This is a genomic window from Streptomyces sp. CB02414 (assembly GCF_001905385.1).
Classification (GTDB): Bacteria; Actinomycetota; Actinomycetes; order Streptomycetales; family Streptomycetaceae; genus Streptomyces.
In genome coordinates this window covers 40,480-57,180 of sequence record NZ_LIPF01000015.1, presented here as the reverse complement: position 1 = coordinate 57,180, position 16,701 = coordinate 40,480, and the positions used below count along the sequence as shown (strand labels likewise).

Sequence of the window (16,701 nt, the reverse complement as noted above, 5' to 3'; positions counted from 1 at the left end):
GCGGCGCCGGTGTGGTGCAGGGTCGAAACGGCCCGCACCACACCGGAGCATGCGGTCCGTCACCGCCGGGACGGCAGAACGCTCGCCGCGGTGGAGGGGACGCGTACGTCCGCGAACTGGCTGCGGCCCTGCTCGGCGAGGCGGCCGAGGAGAACGAGCTCGGTGTCCTGAGCCGCCTGGTCGCCGCGTTCCACGGCGTCGCGCAGCGCGTCGCGAGCGGTCAGGACCTCCTTGCGGAGGGTCGTTGGGTAGGAGTCCTGTTCGGCGAGGGCGACGGTGATGATCGCCGTGCGGACCGCCGGGTCGAGACCGGTCCACAGGTCCTCGGCCCGCTCCGTGACGCTCCGCAGCGCATCGGTGCGCATGGCCCGTCGCGCGTCCATGACCGCCTCCGCCGCGGCCCGCAGCTCCTCCCGTACCGCAGTCGGCAGCAGCCCGGGCCCGTTGCGGTGCGCGAGGACAGCCTGGGCATGGACGCCTCGCGCACGCTTGCACAGGTCGAGGGTGTCACGGGCGGAGTCCAGCAGCCCGTCCAGGGAACGGCCCACGGTCTCCCCCTGGCCCAGCGCCGCCAGGTCCTTCCGCAGCTCGGTCAGCGTGTCGCGCTCGGCGGGAGTCAACTCACGCTCGAAGTCGGACAGGAAGCCGGCGTACCGGTCGTGGAGTTCGGCTGCCCTCCGTCCGACGGTGGACGAGACGGTGCTGCGCCGGAGCCGGGCGCCCTGCCATGCGCCGGAGGCGATCCGGTACTGCAGGTCGACGGTCCGGTCGGGGTCAAGCCGTACCTGGAGGGCGATCGGCACGTCACCACGGGTCTCGTCGACGTCCCGGCCGGTGTGGGCGCCGCAGAACTCGTTGCGCTGTGCGGAGCCCAGATGCGGCCCTTCCCAGACACGGAACAGCACCGCCTCGTCGCGGTTCCTGCGTACCGCGAGATCCTCCACCCGGTGCCATTCGGTCGGGTAGGGGGTTCCGGCGGGGAAGAGCACCTCGACGGTGCCGTCCTTGAGTTCGAGTCCGATGTGCTGCGCCGTCACCTGCTGGGGAAGAGCGGTGCCGAAGTCGCCGCCGCAGAAGGAGCACGCGGTGAGACCGGGGCCGTTGACCATCCCGCAGCCCGGGCACTTGAGGCCGCCGAGGTCCAGCCGCGCGTCGCAGTCGAGACAGTTGGTGGCGGTGGCGGGATTGTCGTCACGGCCGCACTCCGGACACTCCATGCGGGTGACCGTCGTGGGAGCGGCCCGCAGTCCGGACAGGTCCGTCTGACACACCGGGCAGGCGGCGGTCAGCTCGGGTGCGGGAACGTGGCAGCCGGGGCATTCCACCGTGGCCCTCCCCAGCAGCGGGGTGTCACAGCCCGGGCAGGCGTCCTCGGAGACGGGAATTCCCTCGATGGTGCACGTCTCGGCGGGGCAGTCCAGGGTGTCCAGCAGACCGGCCTCCACGGCCGCGCCGTGCGCGACGACCAGCATGGGATCCACCGCGTCCGACACCTTGTCCTCGCCGAACAGGTCCTGAAGGCCGCGCCGGACGGCCGGGACGCGGGTGGAGCCGCCGACCAGGAGGACCCGCTGGACGTCCTCGGGCAGCGCGCCGCTCCCCGTCAGCACCGACTCGACCGTCTCCCGCATCCTGCGCAGGTGATCGGTGAGGAGCCCCTCGAAGTCGGCGCGCCGCACCGTGCCCGACCAGGAGCCACCTTCGCGTCCGAGCGGGGAGAGGGTCACGTCGAAGGTGTCCCGCGTGGACAGCTCGACCTTCGCGCGCTCGGCGGCCGCCCGGATGCGGAAGGCGTCGGTCTCGCCGCTGTGGTCGCGTCCGCCGAGCTGCCGGCGAAGGTGGCTGTCCAGCAGTGCGTCGAAGTCGGCGCCGCCGAGGAGGTTGTCACCGCCCAGCTCACTCACCGAGAAGTAGCCGGGGCCCAGGGTCAGCATCGACACGTCGAAGGTGCCGCCGCCCAGGTCGAAGACGAGCATGCTGCTGGGCTCGCTCACGTCACCGCCCGGTCCGACTCCGAAGGCGTGCGCAGCGGCGGTCGGCTCCTCCACGATCCGCGCCACGTGCAGCCCGGCCAGCCGTCCCGCCTCGCGTACGGCGGCGAACTGCGGTTCGGCGAAATACGCGGGAACGGTGATCACGGCACGCCGGAACGACACGCCCGCGGCGTCCTCGGCGTCCTTCTTGAGCCGCCGGAGCAGTACGGCGGAGACCTGCACCGGGGAGAGGTAGTGCTCGCCGAGCCGGATCTCCACCGAGCCGTCGGCGGCGGCCCGGACGGACGGCGCGTCGTCCGGCCGTGTGCTGAGGGCCTGCTGCACGAGGGCGTCGTCCCACCGCCGCCCGATCAGACGCTTGACCTCGGTGATCACCGAGCGAGGGTCTCCGTCCCGCCAGTTGAGGGCTTCCCTGCCGATCAGCAGGGTGCCGCTCGCGTCTACCCCGACCGCCGACGGCGTGGCCTGTTCGCCGTGCCGGTTGGGCAGGACGGCGGGGGCACCGTCGTGCAGCCACGCCGTGACGGAGTTGGTGGTACCGAGGTCGATGCCGAGGGTCCGGTGCATGGAGGAATGCTTCCTGATCGTCGTGGAGTGCCGTGGACGGGAAGTGCGGTACGGGGCACCGGGCGGTGCGGCCGTCGGTTCAGGCGCGGCGGCGGGAGCGGCGCCCGCGCCCGGCCGAGGGCTTGTACGGCAGGCTTCGCTGGGCGCGGGTGGTGCGCCGGGGCTGTGACCGTTTTCCGCCAACCGGGAGTGTCGCGGGGGCGGAGGCGTCCGCGGCCGCCTCTTCCGGCGTCCCGGACTCGGGTACGGGTGCGGGGCCGGGCACCGCGATGACCACCTCCGCGGGTCTCAGGGTGGCGGCACCCATGCGGAAGCCGGTGATCTTCTCCCTCAGTACCGTGCCGTGCGGCCGGGTCGGATGGGGCTCGGTACCGACGACGCGCATGGTCGCGGGGTCGGCCGCGTAGCCCACGACGTCCATCGGAGCGACGTCGTGCCGGGCGAACTCGTCGCGCAGCATCCGGTGCGCGGCGTCGATCTGCTCGCCCAGCGCGATGGCGGCCGACGCCGTCTCGCGCGCGGAGCGGGCCCCTTGGAGGGCACCTGCCCGGCGGCGGGTGTCGGCGAGCACGTCGTCCAGTGGCAGCAGGGCGTCCAGCAGGGCGCGCAACCGGGCCTCCGCCTCGTCCCGTTTGCCGGACAGCGCCTCGACCCGGCGCCGCAGCTTGTCGAGTTCGGACGGCGGGCCGGCGGTGGCGGCCCGAGCGGGGTCGGTCACGGTTGCTCCTCGGTGGCGTGCCCGGTCTCGGCTGCGGGCGGTGGCAGGGGAGGGGTGAGCATTTCGGCGACGAGGGCGGTGACGGGGCTGCTGGAGGACCGGTCGGCATGCTGGAGGAGCTGGTGCCGGGCCGGGTCCCGACGGGCCTCGGTGAGCGCCTTCGCCGCCAGTCTGCGCAGGGGGAAGGGCCGGGTGCCGGGTGGGATGCCGGGCACGAGTTCGTGGAGCGTGGGGCCGAACCAGGGGATCGGGGGGACTGAGGGGTCCTCACTGCCCGGCCCGACCGGCCTGTCCCGGGCGGATTTGCCTGCGGTGGCGGTCAAAAGAGGGCCTCCTGGCCGGTGTCGTCGTGACTCGCTCTGCGAGGGCGGGGACCGGGCCCGAAGAGCAGACCCTGCTCGGGCAGCCCGGCACCGATCCGTGCCGCGCACGCGCGGTCGCGCCGCGCCCCGCCCGGATCGCCGGCGCGCTCACGCGCCCGGGCCCGCTTCAGGTAGGCGGTCTCCACGGTCTGGTCGAACCGTGCGCTGACACCGGTCCGCATCCGGTCCTGGAGGAACAACTCGATGACGTCCGACGGGGTCGCGGTGGCCTCCAAGTGCTCCGCGAGGTGCAGGAGGGCCTCGTCGCGCGCCTCCCTGACGTGGTGGCCGTGGGCGGCGGGGACGGCGAGGCCGTCGGCGACGCACAGCAACTCGACGCGACGCTCCAGGGCGGCACGCCCGCCCTCGGCGCCGGTTCTCCCGGCCGCGAGTACCAGGAGGTTGACGAGCACTTGATCGAGGAGTGCGTCCTCGTAACCTTCGCCGCCCGCACCGTCGTACTCGAGCACCTTCCGTACGGCGGCCCGTGCCGGAGTGAGCCGACCCCCGGAAGCCTCCGTGACGGCCTGCCCCGCAAAGTGCTCCCGGAGCCACCGCCGGGCCGCATCGCACTCCGGGTCGCGGTCCAGCAGGCCCTGCACCTCGCCGACCCGCGGCCTGTCCCCGCCCGACGCACCGTCGAGCGACCGGCGCAGGTCCTCCTTCAGGTGGTCGTCGAGGCCCGACCTGGCGTCCCGGTCCCGAGGGGTGACCACGAGGGCCCGAGCGAAGCGCTTCCGGCTCTGCTCGGGGTCGCTCCGCAGGACCTTCTGCCCTTGCCGCACCAGCTCGGCGGTCAGCTCGGCGGCCACGGAGGTGTCCTGCGGCAGCAGTGCGTGTGCGATCTCGAGACCCTGGATGCGCGTGATGGGGGAGTATCCGTGCCCGGCGCGCCCACGACCGACATTCTTCGCCGCGTGGAGGATGGCCGCCGTCTCCCTGGCTCCCGGCCTGCGCCCCAGGCGTGCCGCCGTGCTGAAGTCCGACAGCGCCTCGCTCCACTCGCCGGCCGGCACCCGGTCCCGGCCGCGCTCCGCCACGGCCTCGGCCACCGGCCCCGCACAGGCCCGGTGGTCGGGTGCGTCCTCGATCCAGGTGGCGGGGTCGGGATGGCGCGTGGTGTAGGCGTCGAGGAGTTCGACCCGGCGACCGCCCCGGATGAGATGCCGGGCGGCGTCCTTCAACGGAATCAGGCCGTCCGACCCGGCCTCGGCAGGGGCGACGACAGGGAAGAGGCGTTCCGCCTCCCAGGCCGTCTGCCAGGCGCCGAGTGCGTCCCGGCTCGCCCGGACGTCCAGGGCGTGCAGCAGGTCGGTGATCCGTCCGTGCAGGTGGTCGCGGGCCTTGTCCCAGTCCTTGTCGGGGACGGGGGCCCCGCGCCGTCCGGTGAGCATGCCGCGGAAGTCGCCGGGATCGTCCTCGTCCAGGAGGTACGCCCACAGCACGATCACGAGCGCCGCGGTGTGGGCGTCGGCGGACCGTTCCTCGTCGCTGAGCCTGCGGAGGGCAGTCACCGCGAGGGCGTGGACGACGCCCGTCTCCGCCATCGTCAGGTCATCGGCGTCGGGGCACCGACGGACCGCCTCCGGCCAGTTGCCGGCCCGAGCGGCCAACGCGGCCCAGAGGACGTCGTACCGCACCGCTTCGTCGTAGTCTTCCGGCGCGCCGTACTCGGCCTGTAGTCGGCGCAGTACGGGGTGCGCGACGTGGAACTCTGCTCGGAGGACGGCACGTTCGGCTGCGGCCAGCAGATCGCGCACCGAGGCCGTCCGGCCTGCTCCCCCTGTGTCCCGCACCCGCACGATCCGACGTCTCCCTTGATCCCCCGCCTTGCGCAAGGATCACCGTAAGGAGGGCCTGTTGGCAACGTCAACGCGCGTCCGGGTGAGGGGTGGCTGGATTGCGCCGGGCGCCTGTCTCAGGTCGGACCGGTCAGTTCGGCCCGTACGGTCTTGCCGCTGGGCGGGAAGGCAAGCGTCTCCCAGCGGTCGGCGAGCGCGTCGACGAGCGCGAGGCCGCGTCCGCCGGCGCGGAGCAGCGCCTCGGGTGCGGCGCCCGCCGGGCATGCCTGTGGCCATCTGTCCCCGCGCGGGTCGGTGACGTCGACCCGGAGGTGGCAGGCCGCAGCGTTGAACACGAGGGTCAGGCGGAAGCTGCGACCGGCCACGTGACCGTGGAGGACGGCGTTGGCCGCCAGCTCCGCGACGACGAGTTCGGCACGCTCCGTGAGGTCCTGCGGAGCGCACCAGGCTCGTAGTTGGCTCACGGTGAGCAGGCGGGCGAGCCGGGCTCCGCGGCGGGTGGGGGAGAGCAACTGCGTGAAGCTGAGGTGAGGGGTGCTGAGTTGGGGAGCGGGTTGGTTCATGGCGCCAGCGTGGCGTGCGGGTGCGGCCGGTCGCGAGCGCCGCACCCCGTACGCGGAGTCAGCGTACGGGCACGCGGAGTGGACAGTACGTATGGTGGGCCGTCACGCTGAGTGGTGAACCTGTGGTGGTCCGAGGGGCTGGAGAGAGGGGCGGCGGATGGACATCGTCGAAGGCGAGGTGGCTGTGGGCGTCGGCGCCAGTGCCCATACGGTTCCGGAGGGGGAGCGGGAACCCCACCCTTCTGACAGTCTGCGTACGTTCGGCGCGTTCGTCCAGGCGTTGCGCGAGCACGCGGGGCTCAGCCGGGCCGAGTTCGCCGCGATGGTCCAGTACTCCAAGCACACGGTCGAGTCCGTGGAGTTGGGCCGCCGGATGCCGGACGAGGCGTTCGTGGAGCGGGCGGAGGAAGCGCTGGGCAACACGGGTGCGCTGCGGAGGGCCGCGCGGCATCTCACGCGGGGCGAGGCGGGGCTGGCTGCGTGGTTCCGGCGGTGGGCTCGGCTGGAGCGGGAGGCGGTGAGTCTGAGTACGTATGAGTGCCGGTTGGTGCCGGGGTTGTTGCAGTCGGAAGAGTATGCGCGGGCTGTGTTCGAGGGCACCATCCCCTTGCGGACCGACGAGGAGCTGGAAGAGCAGCTTGCCGCACGGATGGAACGGCAGGCGATACTGCGGGAGCGGCCTACCGTGCCGTTCAGCTTCATCGTTGAGGAGCACGTGTTCCGGCGGCGATTCGGGGACGCGGAGGCGATGCGCGGCCTGTTGGATCACGTCCTTGAGCTGACCGCTCCGCGCAACGTGACGCTTCAGGTGGTGCCGGTGGGGGCAGCGTTGCATGCGTGTCTGGACGGGCCCGTGCAGGTTCTGGAGACCTTGGAAGGGCGGCGGCTCGGGTATTCCGAGGGACAGCAGAACGGACGGCTGATCTCCGACCCGAAAGAGATGAGTCTGCTCTGCCAGCGCTATGAAACACTGCGGTCGCAGGCCCTGAACCCCCAGGAATCGCGGGACCTGCTGGAGCGACTGCGAGGAGAGCTATGAACAGTGCTACGGCGGAACTCGCCTGGTTCAAGTCCAGCTACAGCGGCAGCCAGGGCGACAGTTGCGTGGAGGTCGCCGTCACCGAGCAGGCCATCCACGTACGGGACTCCAAGGACGTGACCCGCCCGGCCTTCGCGGTCGGCCGTGACGGCTGGCGGACGTTCGTGCGGTTCGCGTCGGAGCGCTGAGCTTGCGGGGGTGCCGTCGGGTGCGTCCGGACGGCACACTCCTTTCTACCGCCGAGGCGTCAGGTGAGGGTGTTGCGCAGGTGGGGGCCGAGGTAGCCGACGTACATCTTCCCTGAGCGAGGACAGTCGTCGTAGAAGTGAAGGCGAGGGGCGATTGTGTTGCCCCCGCCGATCTTCAGGTGGGCCTGCATGAAGACCCGGCCGTCGGGGGACACCGCTTCTGGTACCGGGAGCATGCGTTCGGTGCGCAGTTTCGCCTTGCGGGCGACGGTGTCCGACTCGCGCATGGCCACCTTCGCGGCGGGGAACGGAAAGGCGCTGGACGCGTCGGACTTGCACCAGCTCAGGAAATCACCGGAGGCCGCGCCGTCGGCGGAGGACTGGGCGAAGTGATTGAGGGCCAGTAGCCCGTCCCAGGCGACGTAAAGCCAGTTGTCCACCGACTGGCTGTCGAGGGACCGGGTGACTTTGTGGTTCCCGGTGAACGAGATGCCGGTCAGCTCGTTGAGTCGGTCCAGCAGTTCGGAGAACGTCTCCGGGTAGGTGATGTCCTCGGCGTCGGCCGGCGCGTGGGCGAGGGCGAACTGTCCTGCCTCCTGCAGCTGCTCGCGCAGGAAGCGTATGAGCCGCTGGGACTCCTGGACCTTGTCGTACAGTTCCTCGTTCTCGCCGCGCACTTCGTTGCTGGCCTGGTCCGCCTTCGCCAGTTCCGCGTACAGGTCGTTGATCTCGTCGACCCGCATCGCCTCCGCGCGCTCCGCCTCGTCCAGCAGGGCCGTCAGTGCCGCACTGTCGGAGCGGAGCTGAGCGAGGTCCGTGCCGTCGGCGGTCGTGCGGGGGCGGGTGCGCTGTCGCGGAATGCTGAGCAGAGCGGCGGGCAGCGGCTGCCGGGAGGACAGTCGTTGGGGAAGGGCCGCGAGCGTGGAGGCGGCGCGGCGGGGGTCGGCCTCGATGGTCCGGCGCGACATCACGGGGTGGCGTTGCGCGTCGGGCTTCCAGGCCGGGTCGAGCCCGGGCAGGTAGGTGCGGACACCACCTCCGAACACGGGGTGGGTGGTACTCCAGCGCGCCGTTGAACCGCGTCTGTGCTTCCGGGGTGAGCACGTACAACACGGCCAGTCCGTGCAGGTAGCGGAAGAGCGGCTCGACGACCGAGCGCGACCAGTCGTCGGGGTTCTTGCCGTACGGCACCGTGGCGACGACGACGGGCAGCCGTCGGGTGGTGTCGCACAGCTCCTCGATGGCGTCGTCCACGTCCTCGGCCTCGATGAAGACGGGTGCGGAGGCGACATCGGCGAGGCCGTCGCGTGCTTCCAGCGCGTCCAGGAGGGAACGGACGATGTGCGGTGTGTTGGCGCGCCTGGGGGCCATGCCTTCGCGGGCAGGCTGGTGCTCGATGTCGACCTGCACCCACGTACGGCCCCCGTCCTCCTCAAGGCCGGAGCGCACGATGAGCGTGGACTGCCAGGTGCCCGAGGCCGTGGAGGGCGTCTCGCGCATGCGCCAGCGGCTGTATGCGCCCTTGCGCCCGCCCTCCGAGTCCCGGTCAAGGGTGGCGTGCGGGGCTATCTCGGTCCGTCCCTCGTCCAGCCCGGAGGGGTCGTATCCCTTGCCGCGGATCCAGTCGATCAGCTGCCGCTCGGCTATGCCGCACGCCTTGACGTAGCTGAGTTCGGTCGAGACCACCATGCGGTATCCGCGTGGTTCCATGAGCACTCCTACTGGGGAGCCGGGCTGGGCGGTGTTGCGTTCGGTACGGCGGCCCTTCGGCTTCTTACGCCTTGTCGGGCGGTCCGTAGCCGAGGGACGCGCGGTTGATGAATCGGTCGCCGAGGTCCCGAGCGGGGGCAGGCTTGGCCTGCCGAGTGGACTTCGCGGCCGGCGTCTTGGTGCGGGAGCGTGCGGCCGGCTTCGGCTTCTTGACGCTGGTGACCGGTGGCTTGCCCTGTGCTCTGGACTTCTGTCGCAGAGCGGCGAGTTGTTCGCGTTCCTGCTTGGTCTTGTGAGCGGGCAGTGCGTTGACGAGGGCGCGGGCCTTGCGGAAGAGGTAGCGCGCCGCCGTGTCGTGCTTGGCCTTCACGGCTTTGCGCAGCACGTTGATCGTGCGGCGCAGAGCCTTGACCTTCGCCGCGTCCCCCTGGGGCAGCTGGAAATCGACACCGGTTGAGCGTTGCTCCCGGGCGGCACGACCAGGCCAGTCTGTGCCGCCCGTCAGGACGACCGCGGTACGGGGATTGCTGGTTTGGCTTCGGCGTACCACGAGTGGTCCTTCCTCTGCGCGGGCTGCGGGCTGGGGTCAGCCGTGGCGGGGGCCCTGGCCGGGGGGCGGGGTGAGGGGGGAGCGGTAGGCGCCGGGGCCGGGCTTCTCCTCGTCGAGCGGGGTCTCCAGGGTCAGGCCGGCGGTGGCCATCCGGTCGTACTCGGCGAGGACGAGGCGCTTGGTTCGGTACTCGCCGTACTTCGCGATCTCGTTGTTCTTGAGTCCGCCCGACTCCGACTGGAAGGACTCCAGGATGTAGTCGGTGTCCTCGCGGCTGATCCCGTAGAGGTGGAAGAAGTACGCGTCCAGCTCGGCGCGCAGCTGGGCCCGACGGTCCTCGTCCCAGCGGAAGGGCTGGCCCTCGTCGCCGAGATCGCGGGCGAGGGGGGTCATGTCGTAGGCCGTGTAGACGAGTTCGAGGACGCGGGGGAGGAGGAAGGGGAGGTGGGGTTCGAGGGTGGTGGGAGTGGGGACGGGGAGCTGTTTCCAGATGAAGAGCTTCATGTGAGCGTCGCTGATTTTCTGGCGACTGATGAAGTCGAACACCAGAGAGGACTGGGTGGCGATCAGAGCCGCGACTGGACGGGGACCAACGCGAGGCAGCATCAGCGGGTAGGTGTGGCCGACGGCCGTGCGCGGCAGGAAGGCAGGGATGGCGGTGCGCTCGTTCGTGGACGCGGTTACGTCGCACCAACCACAGAGCCAATCATGGTCCCAGTGCTCCTCGGTGAGGCGCAGTTCGATGCCCTTGATCAGTACGCCCTTGTTATTGCGTCGTGTGGGGATCTGCCCGTCCTGCTGAATCCAGTTGAGCGGCAATGCCAGACGCCCGGGATCCTGTAGCTCTTCCGAGAGCAGGTACCTGGGCTGGTTCTGGCGATTGACGGCAGTCAAGCTCTTGACGACGTCGGCGGCACGGTGGTTGAAGAAATCGACCATCTTCGCCTCGTACAACGGCAACATCCGCTCCTCCCCCCGCTCGAAGACGTTCCCCCGCAGCTCCCACCCTTCGTCCTCAAGTCTCTCGCGGCTGCGGAAGAGGTCGGAGTCGTCGGTCATGTTGAAGAGGTTCTTGAATGCCATGCCCCAGGGGTTGCCGTCCCGACGCCCCTCGTTCCACAGCACCGGCAAACGTCGGTACACGCCGGCCGTGATGTCCGCGTCGCGCTGAGTCCGGAAGGCCGGCAGCGTGCCCGTGTTCGGGTTGATCCTGGCCAGGTCCTCCGGGTCCAGTGCGAAGACCCGGTCCGGGTCCTCCAGGTCCGTCACGTCGGAGAGGAAGAAGCCGACGCGACTGGCGTCCGCCTGTGCCGCGCGGCCGGCGAGGGAGAGCAGACAGAACTTGTAGCTGGAGTGCACGCTCTCGAACCACTTGTCGCCCTTGGGCAGCGCAGGGGACTTCGGTCGCCGGTTCTCGAAGTCGTACAGGGAGGCCAGAGCCCCCCGCCGTGTGAAGTCACCGAACAGGTGCTGTGACCCCGCGCCGGTGGCGATCGCTGTCGGAAGGATCACGCCGATCCGGCCCTCGGGCGCGAGCACGTTCGCCATCCGCTCGGCGAACAACGTGTCCGTCTGGAGCGAGTTGACGCCCTTGACCGTCAACCCCTTCCCACACAACGGGAACACCCCCGAGTCCCCGGCGAAATGGAACGTCCCCTTCACTGCACGCCGCGCCTCCCGGTACCGCTTCCCGGCGTCCGGGTGCTCGCGCTCCCACTCGGCGATGCGCGTACGCCGTGCCGCGCCGGCGATCTCCGCGATGTCGGGGTCGACGACGCTGAAGTACTTCTTGTCCTCGAAGTCGACCTTGTCCCAGGGCGGGTTCCCCACCACGCACGAGAACCCCCCGGCCCACCCCGTCACCGGATCGACCGCACCCCCCGACGTGTCGCCGTCCTCCGGGACCGTGAAGACCTCGGGGAAGTGCAGGTGCCAGTGGAAGAAGGCGTACTGGTCCCGCAGGCGGTCGATCTCGGCGTGGGTCGAGTCGGGTGCCGCCTTGCCCTGCGGGTCCTCCAGCCCCCGGAACATCTTGTGCGTGACGGCGGGCGGGGCGTCCTGGTGCTTGTGCCAGACGAAGGCCGCGCACCACGCGTCGGCCACGTGCATCGCGTGCCGGTACTCGGCCGAGTCCGACCACTTGCGGAAGTCGGACTCCTTGCGGCGGACGTCGGCGAGGTCGCCGTCCGGCGCGGCGGTGATCCGGCGCAGCCCCCGGGCGAAGGAGGCGTTGGCGACCTTGGTCTCCGTCTCGACCTCGAACAGGCCGCCCTGGCCCCTGCGCTCCTCCGTGTTGCGGGCCAGCAACTGCCGTGCCCAGCCGTCGTCGTCGCCCTCCGTCTTCTTGAACGCCCGGTCCGGGATGCCGTCCCGCATCAGGGCCGGGGTCGCCCCGATCAGACCGTTGCCGTGCTTGATGTGGGAGTCCAGGAACCCGAGAGGGCGGCCGGCCTTCATCGCCTCCAGCCACAGGGATACCTTGGCCAGTTCGACGGCCATGGGGTTGAGGTCGACGCCGTACAGACAGCGGGCGACGACCTCCCGGAGGGCGTCCGCCACCGCGTCCGCCGTCGGCTCGGGGTTGCGCTCGCGCACCGCAGCCACCCGCTTGGCGATCCGGCGGGCCGCTGCGACCAGGAAGTGACCCGACCCGCAGGCCGGGTCGCAGACCGTGAGGGAGAGCAGCTCCTCGACGATGGTGTCGGCGGGGTCGACGCGGCCCTCGGCGCTCGCCCGCTGCTCCCCACGCTTGACGGCGTCGTCTATCACCGGGTTCAGCGTCGAGTCGAGCAGCGTCTCGGTGAGGGCGGTCGGGGTGTAATAACTTCCAGTCTTCTTACGGTCGTTGCCGATGCGGTCGACCAGTTCGAAGGTCCGGTCGGCCGCGCTGTGCTTCGGCACCAGCTCCAGCAGCGCCTCGTACACCGAACCGAGTTCCTCGGCGCCCATGTGCAGATAGTCCACCGGGCGCCAGCGGGCGGAGCCGGCGTCGCGCACGCGGGCCAGGTGCTTGACGGCCTCGAAGAAGTGCCAATTCGACAGCCGTACGTCGTGCAGGGGCCGGTCGTCCGGGGTGTCGTTGAAGAGGCCGCCGAGTCCCTTCAGCCCCAGCTCGGGGCGGCCCTCCTCGGAGCCCAGCGCCTCGATCAGCAGCTCCAGGGCCCGGTAGCGGTCGTCGTGGGCTGTGCCCAGGCGGCGCAGGGCGTGCCGACGGAGGCGGGCCGTGGAGAAGTAGCGGGAGAAGCGGTCGCGGGTTCGCTCGTCCGCCTCCGGGTCCAGCAGTGCGTCGCGGTCCTCGGCGACGAAGAGGAAGATCATGCGGTAGACGAGCCGGAGCAGTGCCGTCTGGAAGGCGTGGACGTCCAGGCGCTCGCGGAGCTCGTGATTGTGCGGGTGGCTCAGGAACCCGGTGCCGAGGACGGTCAGGGCGTCCTGCACACCCTCGCGGAAGTGCTCGAGGGCCCGGCTGCCGGACTCGATGGCGACCGTGCGCCACTTCTCCAGCCAGCACCCCGAGGGCGCCGTGCCTTCCGGCACCGTGAAGCGGGACGCGTGCAGCAGGCAGTACAGCAGCACGAACTCGCTGAACAGCTCGCCGTCGAAGATGGCCTCCAGGTCGAATTCGACATAGGCGGCCGTGGCGAAGGACGACGAGTCGCGCAGCAGGCGCAGGCGGCGGCCGTTGGTGAGGGCCGCCCACAGGTGGGCCTCGGTGCGGTTGAGGGAGTCCTGGAGCATGGACTGGGCCGGGACCTGACCGGTCGCCGGGCGCTTGTCCAGCTCCTGGTTCCAGGGGATGAGGTGGATCAGGGCCGGGCCGTGGCGGTGGGAGACCGGGAAGCGCTTCTCCGGGTCGGAGTCGGCCGGGACGCCCGCGGCGCCGACCTCGGTCAGCGCCCCGAAGTCCAGTTTGCGGAAGAGCTGGGCGAGCCAGTCGGTGCCGGCCCGGCCGGTCGGGTCGGCGGCGGGTGCGCCGGTGACGGGGTCGGAGGGCAGGGCGGCGCGCAGGTCGCGCCAGAGCGGCTTGAGGTACTCCCAGGCGCGCTCGGCCTCGTCGCGTACGGGGACGGAGGCGGGCAGGCCGTAGTCGGCGGGCTTGGTGCCCGGCAGGTTCCGCGCGTCGGCGATGCGCAGCAGCATGTCGGCGGGGAGCAGTCCGCCGACCGTGGTGACGGCGGTGAAGGCCAGGGCGGTGCGGGTGGCGGCGGACATCAGGCTTCGGCTCCGGTCGCGGTAGAGGCGGGGGCGGCGGGGGAGACGGACGCGGCAGGCTGCGACGGCACGTACACGTACACACCGAGTACGTCGGCGGGCTCCTGCGGGACGACCTTCAGGCCGCGGACGATCTCCTCGTTGGCCTTGCGCACCCGGCGGTGCGAGGTGTCGAGTTCGGCGGCCAGGCGGACGCCGTACTCGGTGAGGTGGTCGGCGAGGTCCGGGAGGGCGTCCAGGTCGCGGGCGATCTGGTTGCGGGCCCGCTGCTCGTGGGTGTTGGCGGTGGCGCGGGCCGCGAGGAGGGAGGCGGCCGCGTCGTCGTCCAGCCAGCGGGCGCGCTGCGGCAGACCCTCGTAGGCGAGGAGCCGCGCGTCCTCCGCGACGAGCTGCCGTTCGCCGGTGCGGGACGGCAGGGTGAGGTGGAAGCGGTAGCGGACCAGCAGCAGCGTGGTGCGGGTGGTGACCGCGTCGGTGGTGACCACGCCGCAGCGGCGGGCCGGGCGGGGGCCCAGGGCTTTCACGTCCAGCGCCGAGTCCAGCACGTACGAGGCGATCGCGCCGACCGCCGGGTCGGTGCGGACGAGGGCGGCCTCCCCGCGGGCGATCGCCGGAGTGGCGCGGAACGGGATCTCGCGGTCCTCCTCGACGAGCCGGTTGCCCAGGGCGGCACCGAGCGCGGCCTGCAGACCGGCCGGGGTGCCGCCGACCTGGGCGGTGAAGTCGCCGGTGCCGTCGCGGGGGTCGCGTACCAGCGCCTCCAGGTCGCGCAGCGCCTCCAGGGCGAACTCTCGGACCTCGTCGGCACCGCCCAGCGCGGCCCGTACGGCGGCGACCTCGCGGGCCACCTCCTCCGGGTGGATGGCACGCTGGGCGTACTTGGAGCGGGATGTCGTCTCCCGCTCGGCGGCCGAGGCCCACTCCCGCTCGACGCGGGCGAACGACTCCTGGCCGCCGTCCAGGTCGAACAGGCTCTCCTGACTGCCCTGCCGGCCGTGCAGCAGCAGCCACTCCACGACGGCGTCAGTGACACCGGAGGCGGTCTCGTCGGGGACGGAGACGGAGATGCCGAGGTCCTTCTTGATCTGCCGGTGCTTCTTGAACAGCACCTCCAGGACCTTGCCGTCGATCCCGTTGTCCTCGCCGTACATGGTGATGACGCGGACCTGGTCGCGCTTCTGTCCGTAGCGGTCGACGCGGCCCTCGCGCTGGTCGTGGCGGGTCGGGTTCCAGGCCAGGTCGTAGTGGACGACGGCGTCGAAGTGGTGCTGGAGGTTGACGCCCTCGGAGAGGCAGTCGGTGGCGATCAGCACGCGGCGGACGGCCGGGTCGTCACCTGCCTCGGCCGCCTCGGCGGCGAGCTGCTCGATGCGTTCCAGGCGCTGCTGCGGGGAGAGGGTGCCGGTCACCGAGGCGATCTTCGTTTTCTTGCCGAGCTTGCCGTCGAGCTGCTGGGCGAGGTAGTCGGCGGTGGGGATGTAGCGGCAGAAGACGATCGGGTGGTAGCCCTCGGCGATCAGGCCCTTCAGATGCCGGGTCAGCGCCTTCAGCTTCGCGTCCTCGGCCGGGCCGACCAGCTTCTCGGCGCGCTGGGCGAGTTCGAGCAGCCGGGCGCCCGCGTCCTCCGTCTCGGCGGCGCCCGGGGCGACGTCCATGCCCTCCAGCCGGTCGTTGTCCGCGGAGTCGGCGGCCACCGGGGCGCCGAGCACGTCGGCCTCGTGCGCGGTGCGGGCGGCGGCGGACTCGGAGCGGGTCTTCAGGGTCTGCGCGGCGGCGGCCGGCGAGGACACCATCGAGCGCAGCAGTGCGATCACCGACCACCAGGCGATGCGGGCCTCCCGCTTGCCCTGCTCACCGGCCGCCTCGACGCGGTCGCGGGCGTAGGCGATGGCGTCGTCGAGCAGCGCCCGGTAGGCGGGGGTGAGCTTGTAGGGCTCGTCCTTCGTCCAGCGGTCGGACGGGAAGGCCGTCCGCTCGGCCAGGGAGTCGTCGGCGAGACCGTCCTCCCTGGTGAGGTAGGAGCGGACGTCGGCGCGCTTGCGGGCCACGAAGTGCTCGGCGAGCTTCGCCCGCCCCGCCGGGGAATCCAGATCCAGCGTGGCCAGTTCGGGGCGCACCAGGCCGAGCAGGTTGCGGAACGCCGACTCCTTGCCTGAGTGCGGGGTCGCGGTCAGCAGGAGCAGGTGCCGGTCGGCCTTGTCGGAGACCCGGCGCAGCAGCTCGTACCGGAGCTGGTTCGCGGCGGAGGACGCGGCGCCCTGCGCGTGGTCGTCGGCGGCCACGCAGGTGTGCGCCTCATCGACGATCACCAGGTCGGGGCAGTGCCGTACGAAGTCCTCGCGGTGGCGCGTCGACTTGATGAAATCCGTCGAGATGATCGTGAACGGGTGCCTGTCGAAGAGGGACTGGCCCAGCTCCAGGCCGCGCTCCAGACGCGACACCGTGGAGGCCAGCACCAGTTCGGCGTCGATGCCGAACTTCTCCCGCAGCTCGCCCTGCCACTGCTCGGCCAGCGCCGGGGAGCACAGAACGGCCAGGCGCGTCGCCTCGCCCTGCGCGAGCAGCTCCTTGGCGATCAGGCCCGCCTCGACCGTCTTGCCGATGCCGACGTCGTCCGAGATCAGCAGCCGTACGGTGCGCTGCCGCAGTGCCATCAGCAGCGGCACCAGCTGGTAGGCGCGGGGCTCCACGGCGATCGACGCCAGCGAGCGGAACGGGCCCGCGCCCGAACGGAAGCCGACACGGAGCGCTGTACGCAGCAGACCCGCGGCCCGCTGGTCACCCAGGTCGTCCGCACTCGGTGGCGCGAACTCCGCCGGACGCACGTCCTCGAACGCGGGGAAGACCGCCGCGATGTCGTCCTCGCTCCCGCCCAGGGGGCGCAGCACCAGCATGTCGGGGGCGCTCTCGGGCAGCACCACCCATTCCCGGCCGCGGGCGGCGACCAGGGAGCCGGCCGTGTACGTGAGGCTCATGGGATGTCTCAGTTCCTAGAG

At 71.3% G+C, this 16,701-nt stretch carries 11 protein-coding genes; 2 read left to right on the top strand and 9 right to left on the bottom strand.

What is annotated here, in order from left to right; translation table 11 throughout:
- Positions 1-59: 59 nt before the first annotated feature.
- The 5 genes from AMK11_RS35015 to AMK11_RS34995 all read right to left on the bottom strand — a co-directional run bounded on the left by AMK11_RS35015 (position 60) and on the right by AMK11_RS34995 (position 6,006).
- Positions 60-2,561 (bottom strand): Hsp70 family protein, encoded by a 2,502-nt coding sequence (locus AMK11_RS35015; RefSeq protein ID WP_073732173.1) that lies wholly within the window; start codon positions 2,559-2,561, stop codon positions 60-62.
- A gap of 79 nt (positions 2,562-2,640) precedes the next feature.
- On the bottom strand, positions 2,641-3,279 hold the full coding sequence (locus tag AMK11_RS35010; RefSeq protein ID WP_073732172.1) for a nucleotide exchange factor GrpE: 639 nt from the start codon (positions 3,277-3,279) through the stop codon (positions 2,641-2,643).
- A complete protein-coding gene (locus AMK11_RS38060; RefSeq protein ID WP_073732171.1) occupies positions 3,276-3,602 on the bottom strand; it encodes a hypothetical protein in 327 nt (108 codons plus the stop codon). The genes AMK11_RS35010 and AMK11_RS38060 overlap by 4 nt, the downstream gene beginning before the upstream one ends.
- Entirely contained in the window at positions 3,599-5,401 is a 1,803-nt protein-coding gene (locus AMK11_RS35000; protein WP_073732170.1) for a hypothetical protein, read from the bottom strand. Before AMK11_RS35000 ends, AMK11_RS38060 begins: the two co-directional genes overlap by 4 nt.
- A 158-nt stretch (positions 5,402-5,559) precedes the next feature.
- Positions 5,560-6,006: an ATP-binding protein gene (locus AMK11_RS34995; RefSeq protein ID WP_073732169.1), complete on the bottom strand. Its 447-nt coding sequence runs from the start codon at positions 6,004-6,006 to the stop codon at positions 5,560-5,562.
- A 157-nt stretch (positions 6,007-6,163) separates the two neighbouring features.
- Between AMK11_RS34995 and AMK11_RS34990 the strand changes: the two genes are divergently transcribed.
- A complete protein-coding gene (locus tag AMK11_RS34990) occupies positions 6,164-7,045 on the top strand; it encodes a helix-turn-helix domain-containing protein (RefSeq protein WP_073732168.1) in 882 nt (293 codons plus the stop codon).
- The gene (locus AMK11_RS34985) at positions 7,042-7,233 is read left to right on the top strand and encodes a DUF397 domain-containing protein (RefSeq protein ID WP_073732167.1); all 192 of its coding nucleotides are present in this window, start codon (positions 7,042-7,044) and stop codon (positions 7,231-7,233) included. Before AMK11_RS34990 ends, AMK11_RS34985 begins: the two co-directional genes overlap by 4 nt.
- Positions 7,234-7,292: 59 nt before the next feature.
- Here the strand turns inward: AMK11_RS34985 and AMK11_RS38895 are convergent, their stop codons facing one another.
- The 4 genes from AMK11_RS38895 to AMK11_RS34965 form a co-directional block, all read right to left on the bottom strand.
- Positions 7,293-8,279, bottom strand: a complete 987-nt coding sequence (locus tag AMK11_RS38895; protein WP_241847155.1) for a hypothetical protein — start codon at positions 8,277-8,279, stop codon at positions 7,293-7,295.
- 728 nt (positions 8,280-9,007) lie between these two features.
- Positions 9,008-9,328 (bottom strand): hypothetical protein, encoded by a 321-nt coding sequence (locus AMK11_RS34975; protein WP_241847154.1) that lies wholly within the window; start codon positions 9,326-9,328, stop codon positions 9,008-9,010.
- 201 nt (positions 9,329-9,529) lie between these two features.
- A complete protein-coding gene (locus tag AMK11_RS34970; RefSeq protein ID WP_073732165.1) occupies positions 9,530-13,705 on the bottom strand; it encodes an Eco57I restriction-modification methylase domain-containing protein in 4,176 nt (1,391 codons plus the stop codon).
- Positions 13,705-16,680, bottom strand: a complete 2,976-nt coding sequence (locus AMK11_RS34965; RefSeq protein ID WP_073732164.1) for a DEAD/DEAH box helicase — start codon at positions 16,678-16,680, stop codon at positions 13,705-13,707. Before AMK11_RS34965 ends, AMK11_RS34970 begins: the two co-directional genes overlap by 1 nt.
- Between the last annotated feature and the right edge of the window lie 21 nt (positions 16,681-16,701).